The 18,676-nt window shown below is 48.1% G+C and carries 20 protein-coding genes; 9 read left to right on the top strand and 11 right to left on the bottom strand.

Annotated features, from left to right (window positions below):
• Window positions 1–243: 243 nt before the first annotated feature.
• The 4 genes from gyrA to speA all read right to left on the bottom strand — a co-directional run bounded on the left by gyrA (window position 244) and on the right by speA (window position 6,606).
• Window positions 244–2,841: a DNA gyrase subunit A gene (gene gyrA / locus NC981_RS02855; protein ID WP_348241440.1), complete on the bottom strand. Its 2,598-nt coding sequence runs from the start codon at window positions 2,839–2,841 to the stop codon at window positions 244–246.
• 164 nt (window positions 2,842–3,005) lie between these two features.
• Entirely contained in the window at window positions 3,006–3,920 is a 915-nt protein-coding gene (locus tag NC981_RS02850) for a TIGR01777 family oxidoreductase (protein WP_348241439.1), read from the bottom strand.
• Between the two features lie 41 nt (window positions 3,921–3,961).
• Window positions 3,962–4,579 (bottom strand): histidine phosphatase family protein, encoded by a 618-nt coding sequence (locus tag NC981_RS02845; RefSeq protein WP_348241438.1) that lies wholly within the window; start codon window positions 4,577–4,579, stop codon window positions 3,962–3,964.
• Window positions 4,579–6,606 carry a biosynthetic arginine decarboxylase gene (gene speA / locus NC981_RS02840; protein ID WP_348241437.1) on the bottom strand — a complete coding sequence of 676 codons (2,028 nt, stop codon included), beginning with the start codon at window positions 6,604–6,606 and terminating at the stop codon, window positions 4,579–4,581. The genes NC981_RS02845 and speA overlap by 1 nt, the downstream gene beginning before the upstream one ends.
• Before the next feature lie 143 nt (window positions 6,607–6,749).
• Here speA and ndk point away from each other — a divergent pair, with 143 nt between their 5' ends.
• The gene (gene ndk, locus NC981_RS02835; protein WP_190378579.1) at window positions 6,750–7,199 is read left to right on the top strand and encodes a nucleoside-diphosphate kinase; all 450 of its coding nucleotides are present in this window, start codon (window positions 6,750–6,752) and stop codon (window positions 7,197–7,199) included.
• Between the two features lie 67 nt (window positions 7,200–7,266).
• On the opposite strand, the gene NC981_RS02830 is transcribed toward ndk, so the two are convergent.
• Complete coding sequence (locus NC981_RS02830; protein WP_348241436.1) at window positions 7,267–8,016, bottom strand: hypothetical protein; 750 nt, start codon at window positions 8,014–8,016, stop codon at window positions 7,267–7,269.
• A gap of 672 nt (window positions 8,017–8,688) precedes the next feature.
• Here NC981_RS02830 and NC981_RS02825 point away from each other — a divergent pair.
• From NC981_RS02825 to NC981_RS02815, 3 genes are all read left to right on the top strand, one after another.
• Window positions 8,689–8,913 (top strand): DUF2811 domain-containing protein, encoded by a 225-nt coding sequence (locus NC981_RS02825; protein ID WP_190378577.1) that lies wholly within the window; start codon window positions 8,689–8,691, stop codon window positions 8,911–8,913.
• A gap of 122 nt (window positions 8,914–9,035) precedes the next feature.
• A complete protein-coding gene (locus tag NC981_RS02820; protein WP_190378576.1) occupies window positions 9,036–9,830 on the top strand; it encodes a PD-(D/E)XK nuclease family protein in 795 nt (264 codons plus the stop codon).
• A gap of 106 nt (window positions 9,831–9,936) precedes the next feature.
• Window positions 9,937–10,125 (top strand): hypothetical protein, encoded by a 189-nt coding sequence (locus NC981_RS02815; RefSeq protein ID WP_348241435.1) that lies wholly within the window; start codon window positions 9,937–9,939, stop codon window positions 10,123–10,125.
• On the opposite strand, the gene NC981_RS02810 is transcribed toward NC981_RS02815, so the two are convergent.
• Window positions 10,106–11,590 (bottom strand): hypothetical protein, encoded by a 1,485-nt coding sequence (locus NC981_RS02810; RefSeq protein WP_348241434.1) that lies wholly within the window; start codon window positions 11,588–11,590, stop codon window positions 10,106–10,108. The two genes, NC981_RS02815 and NC981_RS02810, sit on opposite strands and share 20 nt — an antisense overlap.
• 245 nt (window positions 11,591–11,835) lie before the next feature.
• Between NC981_RS02810 and NC981_RS02805 the strand changes: the two genes are divergently transcribed.
• From NC981_RS02805 to NC981_RS02790, 4 genes are all read left to right on the top strand, one after another.
• Window positions 11,836–12,123, top strand: coding sequence for a hypothetical protein (locus tag NC981_RS02805; protein ID WP_348241433.1), 288 nt, complete (start codon window positions 11,836–11,838; stop codon window positions 12,121–12,123).
• An 83-nt stretch (window positions 12,124–12,206) separates the two neighbouring features.
• Window positions 12,207–12,398 carry a hypothetical protein gene (locus NC981_RS02800; RefSeq protein ID WP_348241432.1) on the top strand — a complete coding sequence of 64 codons (192 nt, stop codon included), beginning with the start codon at window positions 12,207–12,209 and terminating at the stop codon, window positions 12,396–12,398.
• Window positions 12,399–12,588: 190 nt separating this feature from the next.
• Window positions 12,589–13,398, top strand: coding sequence for a DUF3598 family protein (locus tag NC981_RS02795; protein WP_190378572.1), 810 nt, complete (start codon window positions 12,589–12,591; stop codon window positions 13,396–13,398).
• 20 nt (window positions 13,399–13,418) lie between these two features.
• Window positions 13,419–13,961 carry a Uma2 family endonuclease gene (locus NC981_RS02790; RefSeq protein ID WP_190378571.1) on the top strand — a complete coding sequence of 181 codons (543 nt, stop codon included), beginning with the start codon at window positions 13,419–13,421 and terminating at the stop codon, window positions 13,959–13,961.
• Window positions 13,962–13,973: 12 nt separating this feature from the next.
• Here the strand turns inward: NC981_RS02790 and NC981_RS02785 are convergent, their stop codons facing one another.
• Window positions 13,974–15,389, bottom strand: a complete 1,416-nt coding sequence (locus NC981_RS02785; protein WP_348241431.1) for a serine hydrolase — start codon at window positions 15,387–15,389, stop codon at window positions 13,974–13,976.
• A gap of 87 nt (window positions 15,390–15,476) precedes the next feature.
• On the bottom strand, window positions 15,477–16,055 hold the full coding sequence (gene aat / locus NC981_RS02780) for a leucyl/phenylalanyl-tRNA--protein transferase (RefSeq protein ID WP_348241430.1): 579 nt from the start codon (window positions 16,053–16,055) through the stop codon (window positions 15,477–15,479).
• A gap of 77 nt (window positions 16,056–16,132) precedes the next feature.
• Between aat and NC981_RS02775 the strand changes: the two genes are divergently transcribed.
• Window positions 16,133–16,462, top strand: coding sequence for a hypothetical protein (locus tag NC981_RS02775; protein WP_348241429.1), 330 nt, complete (start codon window positions 16,133–16,135; stop codon window positions 16,460–16,462).
• Between the two features lie 59 nt (window positions 16,463–16,521).
• On the opposite strand, the gene rpsN is transcribed toward NC981_RS02775, so the two are convergent.
• From rpsN to rseP, 3 genes are all read right to left on the bottom strand, one after another.
• Window positions 16,522–16,824, bottom strand: coding sequence for a 30S ribosomal protein S14 (rpsN, locus tag NC981_RS02770; protein ID WP_348241428.1), 303 nt, complete (start codon window positions 16,822–16,824; stop codon window positions 16,522–16,524).
• Between the two features lie 63 nt (window positions 16,825–16,887).
• The gene (gene nth, locus NC981_RS02765; protein ID WP_348241427.1) at window positions 16,888–17,589 is read right to left on the bottom strand and encodes an endonuclease III; all 702 of its coding nucleotides are present in this window, start codon (window positions 17,587–17,589) and stop codon (window positions 16,888–16,890) included.
• A complete protein-coding gene (gene rseP / locus NC981_RS02760) occupies window positions 17,586–18,674 on the bottom strand; it encodes an RIP metalloprotease RseP (RefSeq protein WP_190378566.1) in 1,089 nt (362 codons plus the stop codon). Before rseP ends, nth begins: the two co-directional genes overlap by 4 nt.
• Between the last annotated feature and the right edge of the window lie 2 nt (window positions 18,675–18,676).

The raw sequence follows: 18,676 nt of genomic DNA, 5'->3' as shown, positions 1-18,676 counted from the left end.
CAATGTGGGAAATTTAGGAGCAAGTAGCCACTCAAACCAAAGAGAGAACCCTATCGAACTTGTGTCTTCTTACCTTACTTTCAGGAATTAGGGCAGGGGTCAGGCAAAGTTTTTGACTTCGGTTCCTGCTCAATTTTTTCAAACAAAGTTCAGGGTTATGACCCCCCAGGGAGAGAAGTCGGCTCTGAGAGTCGATCTCAATCTGCAAAAAATCAAAAAGGCGGGATTGCTCCCGCCTTTTGATTATTCTGCGTCGTCTTCGAGATCAACCACTTCAGTTTCCTCTGCAGTGGGAGGAACAAGCGCAACGGCTGCGATCGCATCTTCTTCGTCTAATCGCTGCACTCTGACTCCAGTGGCTGCGCGTGACTGCGATGAAATTGCATCCACCGACTGCCGAATAATAATGCCGCGATTGGTGATTAGCATCATTTCATCGCCTTCGTTGACAATGTGCAGCGCAGACAAAGTATCACCCGGTTTGCGGAACTTCGTCACCACAATTCCCATTCCTGCTCGGTTTTGCAGACGGAATTGTTTGACCGGAACTCGCTTACCATAGCCTCCGGTCGTGACGACAAGCGCCCACGGGCCGGACTGCGGCGGCAGTTCTGTGTTCTCGTCCAGGCTTGCCTCATCTTCAACGCCCGCAGGATCTTCGGCTTGCGCTTGGACAACATCTGCCACAATCTGACCTGGCAGGATTGCCATACCGACTAAGCTATCACCTTCTCTGAGAGACATTGCTCTTACACCACGAGTTGCACGACCGAGTGGGCGCAATTGCTCATGGTTGACACGGAAGTGAATCGATCGACCCTGACTTGATCCAATAATGATGCTGTCATCCACTCGCGATAGTCTCACCCATCGCAGTTGGTCGCCTTCTTCGAGCGAGATCGCAATCAAGCCGTTGGTGCGAATGTTGCTAAAGGCTGAAAGGGCTGTTTTCTTGATGTAGCCTTTGTTGGTCAGCATCACCAGGTACTCATCATCGGAGAACTCACTCACAGAGATAACCGAAGTGATTTTTTCTCCGTGCGGCACAGTGAGCAACTGAACGATCGGCGTTCCTCGCGAGGTTCTTGACCCGACTGGAATTTGATAGGCTTTCAGCGCGTAGACGACTCCACGATCGCTAAAGAACAATACGCTGTCATGGTCGCAGCAGCTAATGAAGTGTTCAACGGCATCGTCTTCCTTCATTCGCGCTCCAGACTTACCGCGAGTGGCGCGATTCTGGGCTTCAAACGTGCTGATCGGCATGCGCTTGATGTAGCCTTGTTCGGTGACAAGCACGATCGATTTCTCATTTGCAATCAGATCGATATCACCGAGGTCGTCTTCAGATTGTTCGATGATAGTTCGACGCGGTGTGGCATGACTCGCTCTAAGCTGCGTGACTTCTCGAGTGATGATGTCTAAGATGCGATCGCGTCTTGCCAAGATATCTAACAAGTCTTGAATTTGAGCTTGCAAATCTTGGTGTTCTTGCTCGATCTTTTCGGCTTCGAGTGCTGTTAACCGTCGAAGCTGCATTTGCAGAATTGCATCAGCTTGCTGTTCTGAAAGCGAATAGGTTTCAATCAGTTGTTGTTTCGCCGTTGCGGTATCAGCCGCATGACGAATCAGGGCAATAATGCGATCGAGGTTCGCCAATGCAATTAACAATCCTTGCAGGAGATGATCGCGTTCTTGAGCTTTGCGGAGTTGGTATCGGGTACGGCGCGTGATTGCTTCGACCCGGAAGTCCAAGAACACGGTCAAGAACTGCTTCAGAGTCAACAACTGTGGTTCGCCATTTACAAGCGCCAGCATATTTGCGCCAAAGTTCGCTTGAATTGGAGTTTGCTTGTAGAGATTATTCAGCACTACACGTGGGTAAGCATCACGTCGCAGTTCGATGACGACTCGCATCCCATCTCGATCGCTCTCGTCGCGTACATCGGAAATGCCTTCGATCTTGCGATCGTTCACTAAATCTGCAATGCGTTCGATCAATGCCGCTTTATTCGTTTGATACGGCAGAGCGGTGATGATGATTGCTTCTTTATCCGGTCGTCCACGATGTTCGATCGTTTCGATCGAAGCTACGCCTCGCATCGTGATCGAGCCGCGGCCAGTTGTGTACGCTTCTCGAATTCCAGTCCGTCCCAAAATTTGGGCACCGGTTGGAAAGTCAGGGCCCGGAATGTACTGCATCAAATCCAGATCGGTTAAATCTGGATTCTGAATCAATGCCACCAGTCCGTCGATGAGTTCTCCTAAGTTGTGCGGCGGAATGTTGGTTGCCATTCCGACTGCAATTCCTGCTGAACCGTTTAAGAGCAGTTGCGGCACTCTTGACGGCAGAACGGTTGGTTCCTGAACTGAGCCATCAAAGTTATCGACAAAATCTACGGTTTCCGATTCGATGTCTTGGAGCAGTGAAAATGCCGTGAGTGAAGTTAAGCGACATTCGGTATATCGCATTGCTGCAGGGGGATCGTTGTCGATCGATCCGAAGTTTCCATGCCCATCAATCAAGGGCGATCGCATCGAAAAGTCCTGCGCCATCCGCACTAAGGCATCGTACACGGCGGTATCTCCGTGCGGATGGTATTTCCCCAGCACTTCCCCGACCACACGGGCACACTTTCTAAAGGGTCGATCGTGCGTCAGTCCTAATTCGTGCATGGCATAAAGAATACGACGATGCACAGGTTTCAGCCCGTCTCGCGCATCGGGCAGCGCCCGCCCTACGATGACGCTCATCGCGTATTCCAGGTAAGACCGCTGCATTTCGTTGCGTAAATCGGTTGGAATAATCCGATCTTGGGGCGGTTCCTGGGAGAAGGTCATAGAAGACTCCGAGATACTTTTGTACTACCGAAAAGCGAAAAAATATGAGCGGAAAAAGATGCCTAGAAAGTATAGCTGCTTCGGCTCATATTGGATAAATTTTAGCACAAATTTAGCTTTGGGATCGAGGCTGAAATCCTTATGAAATCTAGGGTTTACTGGGATTATTTAAGAATTGCGGCAAGGGCTTGGTTTACGGTTGGATACTCGTACTCGAAGCCGGTGGTCAGGGTACGTTTTGGCAAAACTTGCTGTCCTTCGAGAACGACGATCGCGCCATCGCCCAATAATGCTTCTAACGCAAATGCCGGAACGGGCAACCAAGACGGACGATTCATCACTTGTCCGAGCGCGTCGGTGAGTTCTGCCATTTTCACCGGATTCGGAGCCGTTGCGTTATAGGTGCCTTCTAGATTGGAATCGGTCAGGGCTTTGAGAATCAGATTGACTAAATCCTCACGATGAATCCAGGAGAACCACTGTTTGCCTGAACCGATCGGCCCTCCCGCAAACATCCGAAACGGGGTCAACATTTTACCCAGTGCGCCACCGTTTTCGAGAACAATTCCGATTCGGAAGATTACCAATCGGGTGCCGCTTTCTTTGACTTTACTGGCTTCTGCTTCCCAAGCCTGACACACTTCGGCTAAGAAATCTTGTCCTGCGGCACTGGTTTCATCGAATGCCGCCGTTTCACTGGTGCCATAAAAGCCGATCGCTGACGCATTCACCAGCACAGACGGTTTTGAATTGGCTTGAGCAATGCCATTCACCACATTTTGAGTCGTCAAAGTCCGGCTTTCTAACAGAGATTTTTTGATTTCAGGAGTCCAGCGATTTTCAGCGATCGGTTCTCCGGCTAAATTCACAACCGCATCGCAGCCTGAGATTTTTGCTTGCCAGTCTCCCGCTTGTTGCGGATGGTATGCAACGATTTCTAAGTTTGAGGAGCGCGGAAGTTTTCGTTCTGCACTGGCACGGGCGCGGCTGAATGCAACCACTGAATTCCCTTCTGCTAACAATCGTTCCACTAACCGTGATCCGACAAATCCTGTTGCCCCAGTCACCGCGACTTTCATAATCTTCAAGACGAAACGCCATCTGCAAGTATAGATCGCGCTTAATTCGGATCGAGTTCGCCGATCGACTTAAACTGATTCTGCTCGTCGAGTTGCACGACGATCGCTTCACCCTGATCGGGAACAACACCTGTGATCGCCGTAATGTTGACTTGATGCGTCACCATGCTTACGACTTGCTTTGCAGCTTTGTTTTTGCTCATGAATTGGCGGAGTTGTTCAGTTTGTCGCGGTGCGGTAGATCTGTCGCGAAAAAAAGAATCTAGCGCGGGAAACGGCTCAACTTTTCCTAAATTCATCAATTGAGCCGTTTCCAAGCAGCGACACCACTGACTCGATAGCACTCGCGACACGGGAACTTGTCGCTGTCTGAACACTTGACCGATTTGTTTGGCTTGATTTCTACCTTCTTGGGACAAATTGCGCTGAGTCGAACAATCGTCTAAGCGAAAGTTGCCTGGGTCGCCTGTTCCGGGAGCCAGCGCGTGACGCATCAGAATCACCGTGAAGGTTTCTACTTGCCGCAATTGTCCCCAAATTGATCGATCGACCGGAGCAGGTCGAGCATTCACAGTTTCATCGGAAGCTTGAGATAGTGAACGATCGTACCCGCATTCAATCAATAACAATGGCAACAGCCAAACAAACCACTTCATCATTAAGACAGCAAGTAGGTGTAGCCGCTTAAACTGCGCTCATAGTTCTGAAGCAGCAATTGTGACTCTTGTAAGGTAATGCGATCGTCTTCCAGCGCGTGTTCAGTTTGCAGTCGAACGCTTTCGATCATGTCTTCCACATCGTATTGCACATAGCCCAGCACTTCCTTGATCGTGTCACCCCGAACCACGTGCTGAATCTGATAGCCTTTAGGTGTGAGTTGAATGTGAACCGTATTGGTGTCCCCAAACAAGTTATGCAGGTTGCCCATGATTTCCTGGTATGCACCACTAAGGAACATTCCCAGATAGTAAGGCTCACCCGGCTTGAGTGAATGAAGTTCTAACACCGATTTCACATCGCGTAGATCAATGAATTGATCAATCTTGCCATCACTATCACAGGTCAAATCTGCCAGAGTTGCTCGCTTTGTCGGTTCTTCGTTGAGTCTGTGAATGGGCATGATCGGGAAGAGTTGATCGATCGCCCAACTGTCCGGAGCCGACTGAAACACCGAGAGATTCATGTAGTACATCGAAGCCATAATTTTCTCAAGGTCTTCGATGTCATCGGGAATGTACTCAAGTTGACGCGAAAATGTAATGATTTTATGGCAGCAAGACCAATACAATCGCTCTGCTCTGGCTCGTTCGGTCAAGCTGAGATAACCAAATCCAAATAGATTCACCGCCTCTTCTTTGAACTGAGCTGCATCGTGATACATCTCTAGAAAGTTTTCACTGTTGATCGAGGTGTAAGTTTCATAGAGATTTTGGATGATTAGATGTTCATCTTCTTGGGGAGGTTCGGGCGTTTCAACCGCGACATCACTTGTACCCAGAATGTCAAACACCAGCACCGATTGATGCGATGCGATCGCTCGTCCACTTTCGCTAATTAAGGTTGGAACCGGAAGATTGGCAAGCGCACAAGCATCTCTCACGGCTGCAACCACATCATTCGCATAGTTCTGAGTGCTGTAGTTTTTCGAGGCGTGAAAGTTCGTTTGCGATCCGTCATAGTCCACACCCAAACCGCCACCGACATCGAGATACTGCATATTCGCACCCAGTCTGCATAGTTCGATATAGATGCGACTGGCTTCGCGCATGGCTTCTTTCAGCACACTGATTGCTGAAATCTGAGAACCAATGTGGAAATGCAGCAATTGCAGACAGTCCAACATATCGGCTGCTTTCAGTTGGTTCACGGTATCAATGATTTCGGGAACTGTTAAGCCGAATTTTGCTCGATCGCCTGCCGAAGTTCCCCAGCGTCCGATGCCTTTCGCGCTCAGTTTTGCTCGAACCCCTAAAATCGGTTGAATGCCGAGTTTTTTACTGGCTTCGATCGCCAGTCCAACTTCTTCGATCTGCTCTAGAACAATGATCGGCGTTTGTCCCAATCGTCTCGCTAACATCGCCGTTTCAATGTACTCCCGATCTTTGTAGCCGTTGCAGATCAGCAAGGCTCCAGGAGTTTTCAGGGACGCGAGAGCGATCATCAATTCCGGTTTTGATCCCGCTTCCAGCCCGAACTGATGCGGTTGACCAAAGCGCACCAAATCTTCGACCAAATGCCGTTGTTGGTTGCACTTAACCGGAAAGACCCCTTTGTAAACTCCGGGATAGCTGTAACGAGCGATCGCTTTTGCAAATGCGGAATTAATCCGCTCGACGCGATCCTCTAAAATATCCGAGAACCGAATCAGCAGCGGCAAACCAAGATTTCGTTGCTTTAGTGCATTCACCAAGTCAAACAAATCCAGCGATCCGCCGCGATTGCCTCTCGGTGAGACGGTGACGTGCCCCGCCGCATTAATTGAAAAGTACGGATCGCCCCAGCCCTGAATTCGATAAAGTTCTTCGCTATCTTCGATCATCCACTTTTTCGGCGCAGCCAGCAGAGTGGGGGATTTCCCGTTTTGCTTGCCGTTCGACTTACCATTCTTAGTTTTCAAATCCTCCTCTTGCAAGCCCGGATCTGGTGGTTGTTTTTCGGGCTTGACAGTAGCGGAGCGTTCTCCCATCGTGGTTTTTCCTCATTGCAACGAATCTTCAAGCATCCAGTCTATCGCGTCCATCTGAAAACAGAAGTCTTTCATATCACCGGATTAACCGTTCTAAGATAATCTAGGTTCTGTAAATTTCACTTCATTTTTGGGAGTCCAGCTTGGAACGCACATTTTTAGCCATCAAGCCCGATGGCGTACAGCGCAAACTGATCGGTGAAATCATTCGCCGCTTTGAAACGAAGGGCTTTACCCTTGTCGGTTTGAAATTTATGAATGTCAGTCGCGAACTGGCAGAAAGCCATTACGGCGTTCACCGGGAACGTCCGTTTTTCGGCAGTCTGGTTGAATTCATCACTTCTGGCCCAGTCGTCGCAATGGTCTGGGAAGGCGATGGTGTGATTGCAGCAGCGCGGAAAGTGATCGGCGCAACCAATCCCCTCACTGCTGAACCCGGAACAATCCGGGGTGATTTTGGTGCCAATATCGGACGCAATCTGATTCACGGGTCGGATGCGCCGGAAACTGCTCAGAGCGAGATTGCGCTTTGGTTTAAGGACGAAGAATTAGTGAATTGGCAGCCCACCGTGCTGTCTTGGATTTACGAATAATCGCAATCCTGAATTGGCGACAAATTGTCGATCGTGACCCGGCGGCGTGCCGTCGGGTTTTGAGCAATTAAACCGGATCTTTTTCCGAAATGGGTTCAATTTCGGGCATTGCTTCGCTTTGGGATTCGGCGATCGCTTCAATCTCCGCGATATCATTTCGCTTAGAAAATCCCCATGCAAACACGATCGCAACCAGCGTAATCATCAACCATTCTGGCGGCACAAGCTGATCGTTCAGCACCCGCAACAGCAATCGAATTCCCACAAATGAAACAGTAACGTAACCTGCATCTTCGAGGTGCGTGAATTCTTCTAGCCAATTGATAAATAAACCTGCCATAAACCGCAGCACTACGATCCCGATCGTGCCACCGAGCAAGATCAGCCAGGTTTCTTGAGAAACCGCGATCGCGGTCGTCACACTATCCAGCGAAAATGCCAAATCCGTAAAAGCAATTAACGGGATCGCTTGCCAGAGCGAAGAAAATCGGGGGCTGTGATGCGCTCCTTCTTCTTTCTCGGCAGAGGTGAAATACTGAAATGCTAGCCACAGCAGATAGAGCGCTCCCGCTAACTCAAATTGCCAGTACCCAATGACCCAAGATGCTGCCAAAATCAGCGATATCCGCAAGATATAGGCAACCACTAGCCCAATATTCAGGGCGCGACGCTCTAGTTCTAGGTCTTGCAAGCCCTGAGTTATTGCAGCAAGGGCGATCGCGTTATCTGCCGACAACACGCATTCCAAGGCAACTAAAACGATTAGGACTAGGAAGGATTGCGGATTGAGTTGGGCAGGAAGATTCAGATCTATCATTCCAGAATATTAAAGGGACGAGCATCGGTAATCAGACATTCTATTATCCCTTCTTGTGTCTAGATTGGCGACCACCGACCGGAGTATCAGCCTCTATTTTGCTCATATTCTCGATCAATTCGTAGGCTCGGAGACAGAGAATACCCAATTCAGCCGCGGGATTTACAGCTTAGGCTGGAGACGGCAGGAATCTTAACAAAACTTTACAAAGAAGCGGGTTTTCCCCAAACTCTCCACAGCCTCTCCACAGGTGATCGATTCCTTTTCCACACCTTTTCCACATCGAATAGAAAGTTTTCCACAGGGGATCGGGCTAGGATCGTCATTTTCCGGCAGACTGTGGAAAAGTCGAGTGCAATCCTGCTCACTGCTTGAGAATTACTTAATTTGTGAAGCGACATTAAGAAAAAATGGCTGAAATACCGATTCTATCGTTCAGTAATTTTGATCTAGCAACGGATTGTTACGTTTCTTGATGTTGATCTTCTGGCAGCGATCGCGCAGAATGTAGCGACTAACCGAAAGCGTTCAGCCGAGCCGCGATACAAGATTTCCACAGCCCTGGAGATTGGAAAGAGCGACCGGACTGGCGTAGATTTCTGTTGCAGATTTTCGCAGAAATTCGAGGGTTAGCTCACCTACTGACGATTCATTATTTGAGGTTTGATGGATATGGATAGCAATATCAGTCTTTTTGTTGAAATTCCCGAAGCACTACATCAATCATTCCAGTCGTTTCTCGATTCCCGTCCCGATTGGGATCAAGACCGAGTGATGTCTGCGGCGCTGTCTTTGTTCCTGCTGCAAAACCGCCCAGCAAATGAACGTCAAACCGATCGTCAGACAGCGCGGATTTATCTCGATTCCATCTTTAAGCGTCCGGTTGAACAGATTTAACTGTTTCGATTGGAACCTAGAAGCAGTGGATTAGAAGTCCGACGCTCTAGCATTCGGTCGAGCCGATTCAAGCATTATCGATTTCCGAACTGTACGTTCCTCATAACCTTGTTTGCCTCATCATGCCTTATCAGATTTCTGCGACAAAACTTCAGGCGTATAGTCGCTGTCCCTATGCGTACTATTTGCGGTACGAGCGGCGGCTTACGAGCAATGATTTCTTCGGTTCAGCAGCGTTGGGAACGGCACTGCATCAAGCGTTAGCAATGGTTCATCGGGACTGGCACTACCACGATTCTGTCCCCGATTTAGCCTGGGTGCATCGCTGCTGGGAAGAGCATTCAACCGGCTTGACTCCGAGCCAAGTTGAAGATGGTCGATCGATTCTTGAGCGTTATTACGAGAAGTTCATTTTGAATGCTCCGTCGTTACGCCAACCGTTAGCAGTTGAAGGAAGAATTCAGGCGTTTTTGCGCGTCGAAAGCCTCGAATTCTGTATTACGGGAAGATACGATCGGATCGACTATCTCAATGATGGGTTAGAGCTAATCGATTACAAGTCGAGCCGCGATCTGAAGGTTCCAGAGTCTGATGAGATGGATTTGCAGATCGGATTGTATTACCTGGCGTTGGAGCAGACTTATCAACAAAGTTTGAAGTATCTCACCTTGCTGTTTTTGCGAACCGGCGAGAAGGTTCGGTATCGAGCCACTCGCAGACATAAAAAGCAAGTGCAAGCGGTGATTTCAGATTTGGCGGTACGGTTGCGCCATGATGAAACATGGGAGCCAATACCAGGGAAGCAATGCGATCGTTGTGCATATTTCCGGTATTGTTCTGCAGTGAATGTTAACCCGGCTCCGTTGCCTACAACGGTTAGTGCAACTCCTGAATTACAGCTTGCACTGGGATTGTAGAGTTTTGATGTTGGTTCTTGGCTCTGTTTTGAGTGGAGGACTCATCGAACGGACGTTGTTTTCAGCATTGTTCAATATTGTTCAATGCCTTGGGTGGGTGTGCAGTATGAATCGTTTTATTGCTTACGCTAGAAAGTCTTCTAGCGCTCCGTTTCTCGTTTCAATTTATCGGGATTACCAAACTTTCAGTGGTTACGGTGCGGTTTGTTATTCAGTTCACGATCGTCGAACCATTCAAAAACCGCGCCAAGTCACTCAAGAGATTGTCTATTCCCCTACCTGGAAGTCGAGCTAGAGTCGATCGATAGTTCATATTGAGTCGTTTTCGCTGTATTGGGAACAATCACGATCTCATAGATGCCTGATCGAGTGACCTTTCCCGTCCAGGTTGATTGATCAAAGTTTTTCAGCGGCGTTGCATTGTCAGCAATGATCCAAACGCTGACCGAATCTGCTTTTAGATTGAGCCTCAATGTTTGACCTTGTTTGAATTGCGATCGGTAAACTTTTCCGATTCCATTCTTAAGTGTTCCACTTGCACGAGCAGGGAGTGTTTCAAATTTGCTTTTGGTGATTTGGTCGCGGGCGATCGCATACCAGATTTGACCAAAGGTTCTGGGATTGAGAACTTTTCCTTCCTGTTCTGGGAAGTACGAGACAAATTGAGCATCGGTGAGCAGTTCGATTGCTCGTTCGCTGATCTCTTTATTGCTCGATAGCCAAGCATTGTAGTTAACACGTTTGTAGGTTCCAATATCGCTACGAGCTTCTTGGCTTAATGTTTCTAGATGCTCTAGAAGCTTCTCTGGTGTTTGAACTCCCTTTGAGTCATCAACAATTTGCTGAAGCAGATTATCTCGAAGTCCTAATCGTTTCGATCGTTGCTGAACCGTTTCTTTAGCGGTTGCGGTTGGTGATGCTGTAGTATCCAGTGCGATCGGAGGTGATGTCTGTAAATTTGGTAGATAGTTGATCAGTCGATAAGCTGAGATTGCAGCCAGTCCGATCAGCACGAATGTAAAGACGATCGCAGCAAAATCCGGTTGATATGATGCAGATAAAGCTTGCATGACTTTTGCAGCCGAGGAATAACGGCTTTGCGGATTGGGAGAAAGCATTCGATCAAGGACTTGCGCTAATTGAGACTGAACATCAGCGCGATCGCGCCATTTCCAGGATTGTGTTGTTTCGTCGTAGAGTTCTTTCGGTTCGCATCCTGTCAGCAGCACGATCGATAAAACAGCTAACAGATATAAATCTGTATCAAATTCCCGCTCTACAAAGCTCGCTTGCGTGAACTCGGCTAGCATTAATGAGCCATCTAAACGCCGAATAATCGAATTGAGAGAAAGATTTTGGTGTGCAATCTCTCGTCGTTGCAGCGATCGCAGAATTGCTAGAATTTGCTTGGAAAACTGCGTCACTTCCTTTTCTGAGAAGATTCGTTTTTGCTCGAATAACTCACGATAGGAATGACCCTCTGTATAATCACGAACTAAATAAAACCGATCAAAATCCACGATCGTTGTTTGATAGTGCGCCACCTGACGAAGCTTTAAAGCTGGCAGTAACTCAGCATATTGTTCTTGCAAAAACGGTAACGTGCTTGGATCAATTGCAGAGATTTCTTCTAAGACACAAACCCCTTTTGTCGTTTGGTCGATCGCTAGATAGACCCATCCTGCTGCACTTTGATGCAGAATCTTTAAGACGCAGTAGCGGTCGCCCAAAATCGTATCAACAGACAACGGTGTTTGCATCACAAATCATTCAGCCAAGATATAACTCTTGACTAATCATAGTATTTGTGTACTAAACTAGCATGATTCGATCGTAAAGGCGCGACAATCCAAATATGAAAAAAAGATAAACTTTACCTGTTATCAGATAAAAAAATTGAGGCACTCTAGCGATATCAAACTTACGACCTCTGCGGTGGGCAGTCCGCAACGCTGCCTGCTGCAACCGATGGCGTAAGTATGCTTCTTAATCTATAGGTGTTCTCATGCGTCCTAACCCTTTGACTGACTCGCGCCCCAAAATTAGCACGATGCCCCGTCCCCAAACGGAAGCAACAGCCTACCTGAATCTGTACAAACTCGCGATCGAGAAGAAACGTCTTCAAACCGAACTTGACTCGATCGAACAGCGCCGCCATCGCATTCAAAAGCGGTTATCATTTCTCGAAAGCCAGGTTTCTGAGATGCAAAGGGAATCGGCTCCTAAGCTAACTTCTGTCACAAAAATTTCAGCTTCTGACTCTGCTCTGAATACCCTATTTTTAGAGTATTAAACCAGCCTGAATCGTTGGCTAGAAAGCGCGATCATTTCATACGATCGCGCTTTTTCGTTTGCATATTTTGTTTAAACATTTCGATGTTTGAATTCGATCACGTTACAACTGATGCGGCTGCATGGAGCATTCTCAAAGCAGAATTTAATCCAGCGAGGCTTCACGCTCAAGAAACAGTTTTTACGATCGGTAATGGCTATCTCGGTACACGCTCAACGCTGAAAAGATTGTTTCAGTCTATACCTCGCGTAATACAGAATTTCCGCTATCGGTAGCACTCCGAAGATTAGTCAAAACTCTAAGTTATAAACCCTATTTGCAGCACATATTAGATCGCATGGCAAAACAGCGCCATTGAGATCGAAGGTGATCCCGTTGCTCAAGTTAGAGTCCGCACTGATTTGTCGCAGAATCAAGCAGTTTGTGAGACGATCGAACCTTCAATCAACTCGAATTTGCACCGCTATGAAATCTCAATGGGATTGTTTGCTGGAGAATTTAGGCACATGGGAAGGCTCGTTTACACGGCTTTCACCCGCTGGGGAAGTTTTAGAAGATACCCCTTCGATCGTGTCTTTCACCGGACTCAATCACAATCAAACCATGCGTCAGATTGTTCGTCTCGCTCCAGCAAATCAGCCCATCAGCGAGAAAGTTCTAGAGTACAGTTCACTCGGTCGCAATATTCTGCTGTTCGACAACGGCGCATTTTCTCAAGGTACGATTCAGTTTGCGCCGTTCTCGGAGTTTGGTGCGGAGTTGGGATTAATTCATGACGATCGCCGCCTCCGCCTCGTTCAACTATTCGACAAACAAGGTAAGCTCACCGGACTCACCTTAATTCGAGAAAAATTATCCGGTTCAGAAACACTAGAACGTCCACCCCTTCAAGTTGAAGATTTGATCGGGGAATGGAAGGGAGAAGCGACGACCATTTATCCAGATTGGCGATCGCCCGATTCGTACACCACTGCTTTGAAAATTTGGCGCGAAGGTGAACGTCTACATCAAGAACTGAACTTCGGACGCACAATCGTCACCAGTGCTCAAATTGAAGGATCGCGATTGAGATTCGATCGAGGTGTTCAAATTTTGCTGCTTCCGAATGGAGCTTCATCCAACTGTCCGTTAGAAATTCAACCTCGTCAGCCTTTCGTGCTTGAAGTCGGCTGGCTTCTACAGCCAAATCTGAGGCAGCGCTTAATCCGCAGCTATAGCGATAAAGGTGAATGGGTTAGCCTTACATTAGTGACAGAGCATAAAATTGACTCATAATCCAACAATCCAACCACTTTATGGCACTTACAGTTAAGGATTTAGAAATACTCCAAACGCAGTGTCCAGACTATCGAATGGAGCTAGTGAATGGAGAGATTATTGTCATGAGTCCATCGGGGTATGAATCAGATGAAGTCACAGCAGAAATGATTCGACAGTTAGGAAACTGGGTTAGACCCAGAAAAATGGGTAGAGTGACTGCTTCTAGCGCTGGTTTCGTCTTACCGAACTCTGATACTCGTGCGCCTGATGTTTCCTTTGTGCAAGCAGAACGATTACGCCGCAGTCCCCGAAGCTTTGCCGAACTTGCTCCCGATTTGGTGGTTGAAGTTAAATCACCCAGCGACAGCATTACCAAACTCAGAACCAAAATTGATGAATTTCTTGAGCTGGGAACCAGAGTCGGTATTCTAATCAATCCAGAGCAAGAGTGGGTCGAAATTCGTCGTAGTGGAGAAGATCCGATCGTTCTTCACAACGGCGACACAATCACAGTCCCCGATCTTCTTCCGGGTTGGGAAGCCAAAGTCGAAGATCTCTGGTCGCCGCAGTTCGATTAAACGCTCGACTCATCAACGAAGCCGCTTAGCAGCACTATCCTGTCCAGCTTGATGCAGAATTAATTGCGTTACCTGGCCTTGTTGATCTTTGATGAACGTAATCTGAGCATCGACTTCTTTGGTAAAAAAGCGGGTTTCTGACTCAGGGAAAAGTTCTATCATAGGCTGACCCGTCGCCTGGGCGAAGAGGCGATCGCCTTCTTTAGTAATCGTCAGAATAAAGTTCGGAGAAAGTTCATAGCGTCCTACATAAGGTTCATACAGCTTAGGATTGACAACGATCGCTTTTCGCTCTTTTGGTGGCTCATGCTTCATTAGCGGAAACTGCTTCTCCAGAAGATGCAGTCCGATATCATCAATACTGTTACTGGAATTTGACAAAACTACAACTCCCAATCGCTTCTTTTTATCCAAGCCAATAAAGCTGCGATAGCCCCCTGTTCCACCGTTATGCCAAACAATCTCTCTACCGTACTTTCGGAAAATATGCCAACCCAAGCCGATGTCTAAATCAGGTGTTCCAGTTGGACGCTGAGCGACCTGCGTCCGCTGCATCGCAGGCACGAGATTAGACTCGATTAAGTCCAGATTTGCTGCCAGGAAATCTAAGAGATCCTGAGTTGTAGAGCGTAATGCTCCTGCCCCTGCCAAGGTTGGAAAATCCCAGCTTTTAGTAGGCTGACCTGTTGAAGTATGGCCTGTTGCAAGGCGCGATCGCAGCTCTGAAGATAACTGAATCTGAGTGCTTTCCATCTTTAGCGGCTGAGCAATTCGCGTTGTCACAAGCGTTTCGTAATTCATTCCAGACTTCAAACTGAGGATCTGTCCGAGCAAGCCAAATCCTAGATTCGAGTATTCGTACTTCGTTCCGATATCTCTGGTTAATTGATGCCTGGATAAGAATTCATGCAGTTGCTCGACAGTGTAATCTGCGTAAGGATTTTCGGGGTCTTGTGGATTGAAATTATCCGGCAGTCTAGGCAATCCAGAGGTGTGTGTAGCGAGATCGATTAGCGTAATTTCCTTTCCGTTCCGGTGAGGAACGCGAACAGATTTGGGCAGAAACCTTGAGATCGGATCGCTCAGCCTGAGTTCTCCCCGCTCTACGCAGTCTGCTAACAAGAGCGCCGTAAACACCTTGCTAATCGAGCCAATTTCAAAAACTGTATTCCCATCAGGCTTGCGAGAATCTGATTGCGCCAATCGTCCATGACTAACAATTTTGCGTCCTTCAGGTGTAATCAGTCCGACGACGATGCCCAGACTTTGTTTTTCCTGGTCAATGCGGCGTTGCAGAATGAGTTGCACTGCGTCAACGGATAAATCAGATTGAGGTAGTTTTGCTTGAGCGAGTGATCTCAGTTGCATTAGTCCAACCCCCGCACCTGCTAGAGCTAAAGCGATCCAAGGAACAGAAGATTTGATCATCGATCGTCTACCAATTCGATTCACATGACCACGACCACATGAGAGAAGATTTTGGCGTGTTAGCTCAAGCGATCGTGCATCATCTGATCATATGATCGAGCAATCTCGCTCCAATGCCTGCCGCAACAAATCTCGATAATCGCGATTGTTGATGACATAAGCGCCAAACCGCTCTAAGTGCGGATTCATCATCTGCGCATCAAATAGAACGAAATTGCGCGATCGTAAATGTTCCACCAGCTTCACCATCGCCACTTTCGAGCCGTCCGGGATTCGAAAGAACATCGATTCCCCAATAAACGCTCCCCGTAGCGACAATCCCAAAATGCCACCCGCAAGCTGATCGCCTTGCCAAGTTTCAAAACTATGCGCCCAGCCTGCTTGATGCAACGTCCAGTAAATTTCCTTGAGGTCATCTGAGATCCAGGTTGATTCACGATCGGCACAACCCTCGACTACCGCCTCAAACGCTCGATTAATTGCCACAGTAAATCGGTCTTGATTCAACATCCGTCGCAGCGATTTAGGATATCGGAACCGTTCATCCAGTGGAATCAACGTGCGCTCACGACTGGTATACCAGGCTAAATCTTTACCTGACTCATTCGACATCAAGAAATAACCTTGAGCGTAACCTTCAAGAATCGAAGGCACATCAATTCGCATAACCTAGCTCCGAAAGGCGTTGTAACAGGGATACTGAAACGATATAGTTTGAATAGCCTTGTTTGGGGGAAAGTAGCATGATTGAACCCATCCCACCGATTACGTTACCGCCCGCGAAGCATCCGGAGCAAGAAGCGGTTTGGCTTGAACAAAAATTGCTGCGGTGGCTCGATGAGGAATTTCTCCCAGAACCCGCCAACCGAAGAATCGCAGAACGGGCTGCCCAAATCTACAAGCGCCACCGCATGGAAGACGAAAACGATTTGGGGTCGCTAGTAATTGCGATTATCGCAGAGATGCAATCGTTCGACTTTTCTGACAGTTTTTATGGAGAATTTGCGATCGCCAATGCTGTGAGCGATTTACTCATGGACAGCTTAGGGGTCGATCGCTGTTGTGGGCAGTGAAATTCTGGAGAAGTGAAATTTTGGATTTCAGATGCACTGATCCAAAATCCAAAATTTTCTTACCAGCTTGATTTCACTACGCCAGGCAGTAATCCGGCGTGTGCCATTTCCCGAATACAGTGCCGTGACAGCCCGAAATCGCGATAGAAACCTCTCGGACGACCGGTTGCCCAGCAGCGATTTCTCACCCGGACTCTTGCGCTATTGCGTGGGAGCTGTTGAATTTTGCGATGAATTTCTAGCTTTTCGGTTTGAGTCGTGGCAGCCGCAAACTGTTCCTTCAGAGCCGCACGCTTTTCTGCGTACTTCTCGACGGTGCGTTCGCGCTTTCTCTCACGCTCAATCATGCTTTTCTTAGCCATGAATGATGTTTGACCTTCTGATAAAAGACACTATTTTTGATTCTACTCAAAAATTGCAGCTTTCTACGAGGTTGTGCGAGATTCCTTCAGGCTTTTCTTTGCTGGCAGAGCGGCGAGAGGGGCGGACGGGCAAAGATCAGCGAGAGCACAACGATCGCACTGCGGATTCCGAGCGTTACATACAGCCCGACCGTGATATACCAACCGAATCGACCAGTTTTCCCAGTCCGGTTGCGGTAAGAGCTTCATCAAATCCCGCTCAACCTTCACAGGCTCGGTGTTCTTGGTTAAACCTAATCGATACGATAATCGCTTGACGTGCGTATCGACTGTAACTCCCAAGTTCACGCCAAACGCATGAGCCGAAACGACATTTGCAGTTTTACGGGCAACGCCGGGGAGACTGGTGAGGTCTTCCATCGATCGCGGCACTTCCCCGCCATACTTTTCCATGATGATGCGACAAGCCGCCTGAATATTTTTGGCTTTGTTGCGGTAGAAGCCGGTCGATCGAACTAATTCTTCAAGCTCAGAAAGATCAGCGCCTGCCAAAGCCGCCGCATCGGGAAAGCGGCGAAACAAGGCAGGCGTGACGGTATTAACTCGTTCATCGGTGCATTGAGCCGCCAGGATCGTTGCCACCATCAATTGAACTGGAGTGTCATAATCCAACGTGCAAGGAGCTTCTGGATAAAGCTTTTTCAGTCGCACCAAGATCTCTAATGCACGTTGTTTGGTTGCAGAAAGTCGTCTAGTTGTCGTCACTGTGGAATGAGATTCACCGTGTCACGGATGATCAGAAAAACGCCTAATCCCAGTAATAGCATTAATCCGGTCTGCATCACGCCGTCCTGAATGCCAGATGGAACAGGTTTACCGCGAAGACCTTCTACCAACAGGAATGCAAGTTGTCCGCCATCAAGTGCGGGAAGCGGCAGGATGTTGATAATCGCTAAGTTGATGCTGATTAATGCTGTGAAGTTGAACAAGCTAGCAAAGTCAGTTTTAGCGATTCTTGCGCCTGTTGCCACGATCGCAACTGGGCCAGCCACTTGATTTGCAGTATTACCAAAATTGCTAATCAGTTGTCCAAAGCCTTGCACCGTTAACACTACAATTCGCTGAAACTCGTTTGCCGCCATTGTGAAAACTGCGATCGGGTTACTGGCGCGTTTGTAGTAAACGATTTTTCCATTGGGTTGAGTCTTAAAGTGCGGCTGCAATTTGACTCCGATCTTGCCTTTGCCGTTGTCGTCTTGCGGCGTGACATTGACCGTTACAGGCTGCCCTTTGCGCTCGATCGACAACTGCAACGGTTTTCCGGGACTTGTCTCGATCGTTTGTCTGAGCGTATTCATCGCAGCATCAGATGCACCGAGCGATTTGCCGTTAATCCCAACGACAACATCTCCGTTTTGGATGCCTGATTGAGCAGCGACACCTTCCGCGATCGCTTCTGGCACAATCACACCGGGATTGTACTCAATTGCGGGCAGTCCGACGAATGCCATTTGTCCGACCAAGATAAAGTAAGCAAAGATCAGATTCGCGATTACGCCAGCGCTGATGACGATCGCGCGATCGAGTACCGGACGATTTTTTAACAAATTCGGGTCATCTGGCGGAATCGTACTTTCTGGGTCATCGTCAGGGAATCCAACAAAACCCCCAAGCGGCAGGGCGCGAAGGGCGTATTCGGTTTGTTCACCCTGATATCTCAGCAAGATCGGGCCAAAGCCGATCGAAAAGCGATTTGCATAAATTCCCTGAAGCCTTGCCGCCAGGAAATGACCGAGTTCATGTACAAAGATCAGAACTGCCAGAAGAAGAATAACCGCCAGAACAGACATAA

The organism is Leptolyngbya sp. DQ-M1 (genome assembly GCF_039962505.1).
Taxonomy (GTDB): Bacteria; Cyanobacteriota; Cyanobacteriia; order Leptolyngbyales; family Leptolyngbyaceae; genus Leptolyngbya.
This window is presented reverse-complemented; position numbering and strand designations above follow the sequence as displayed.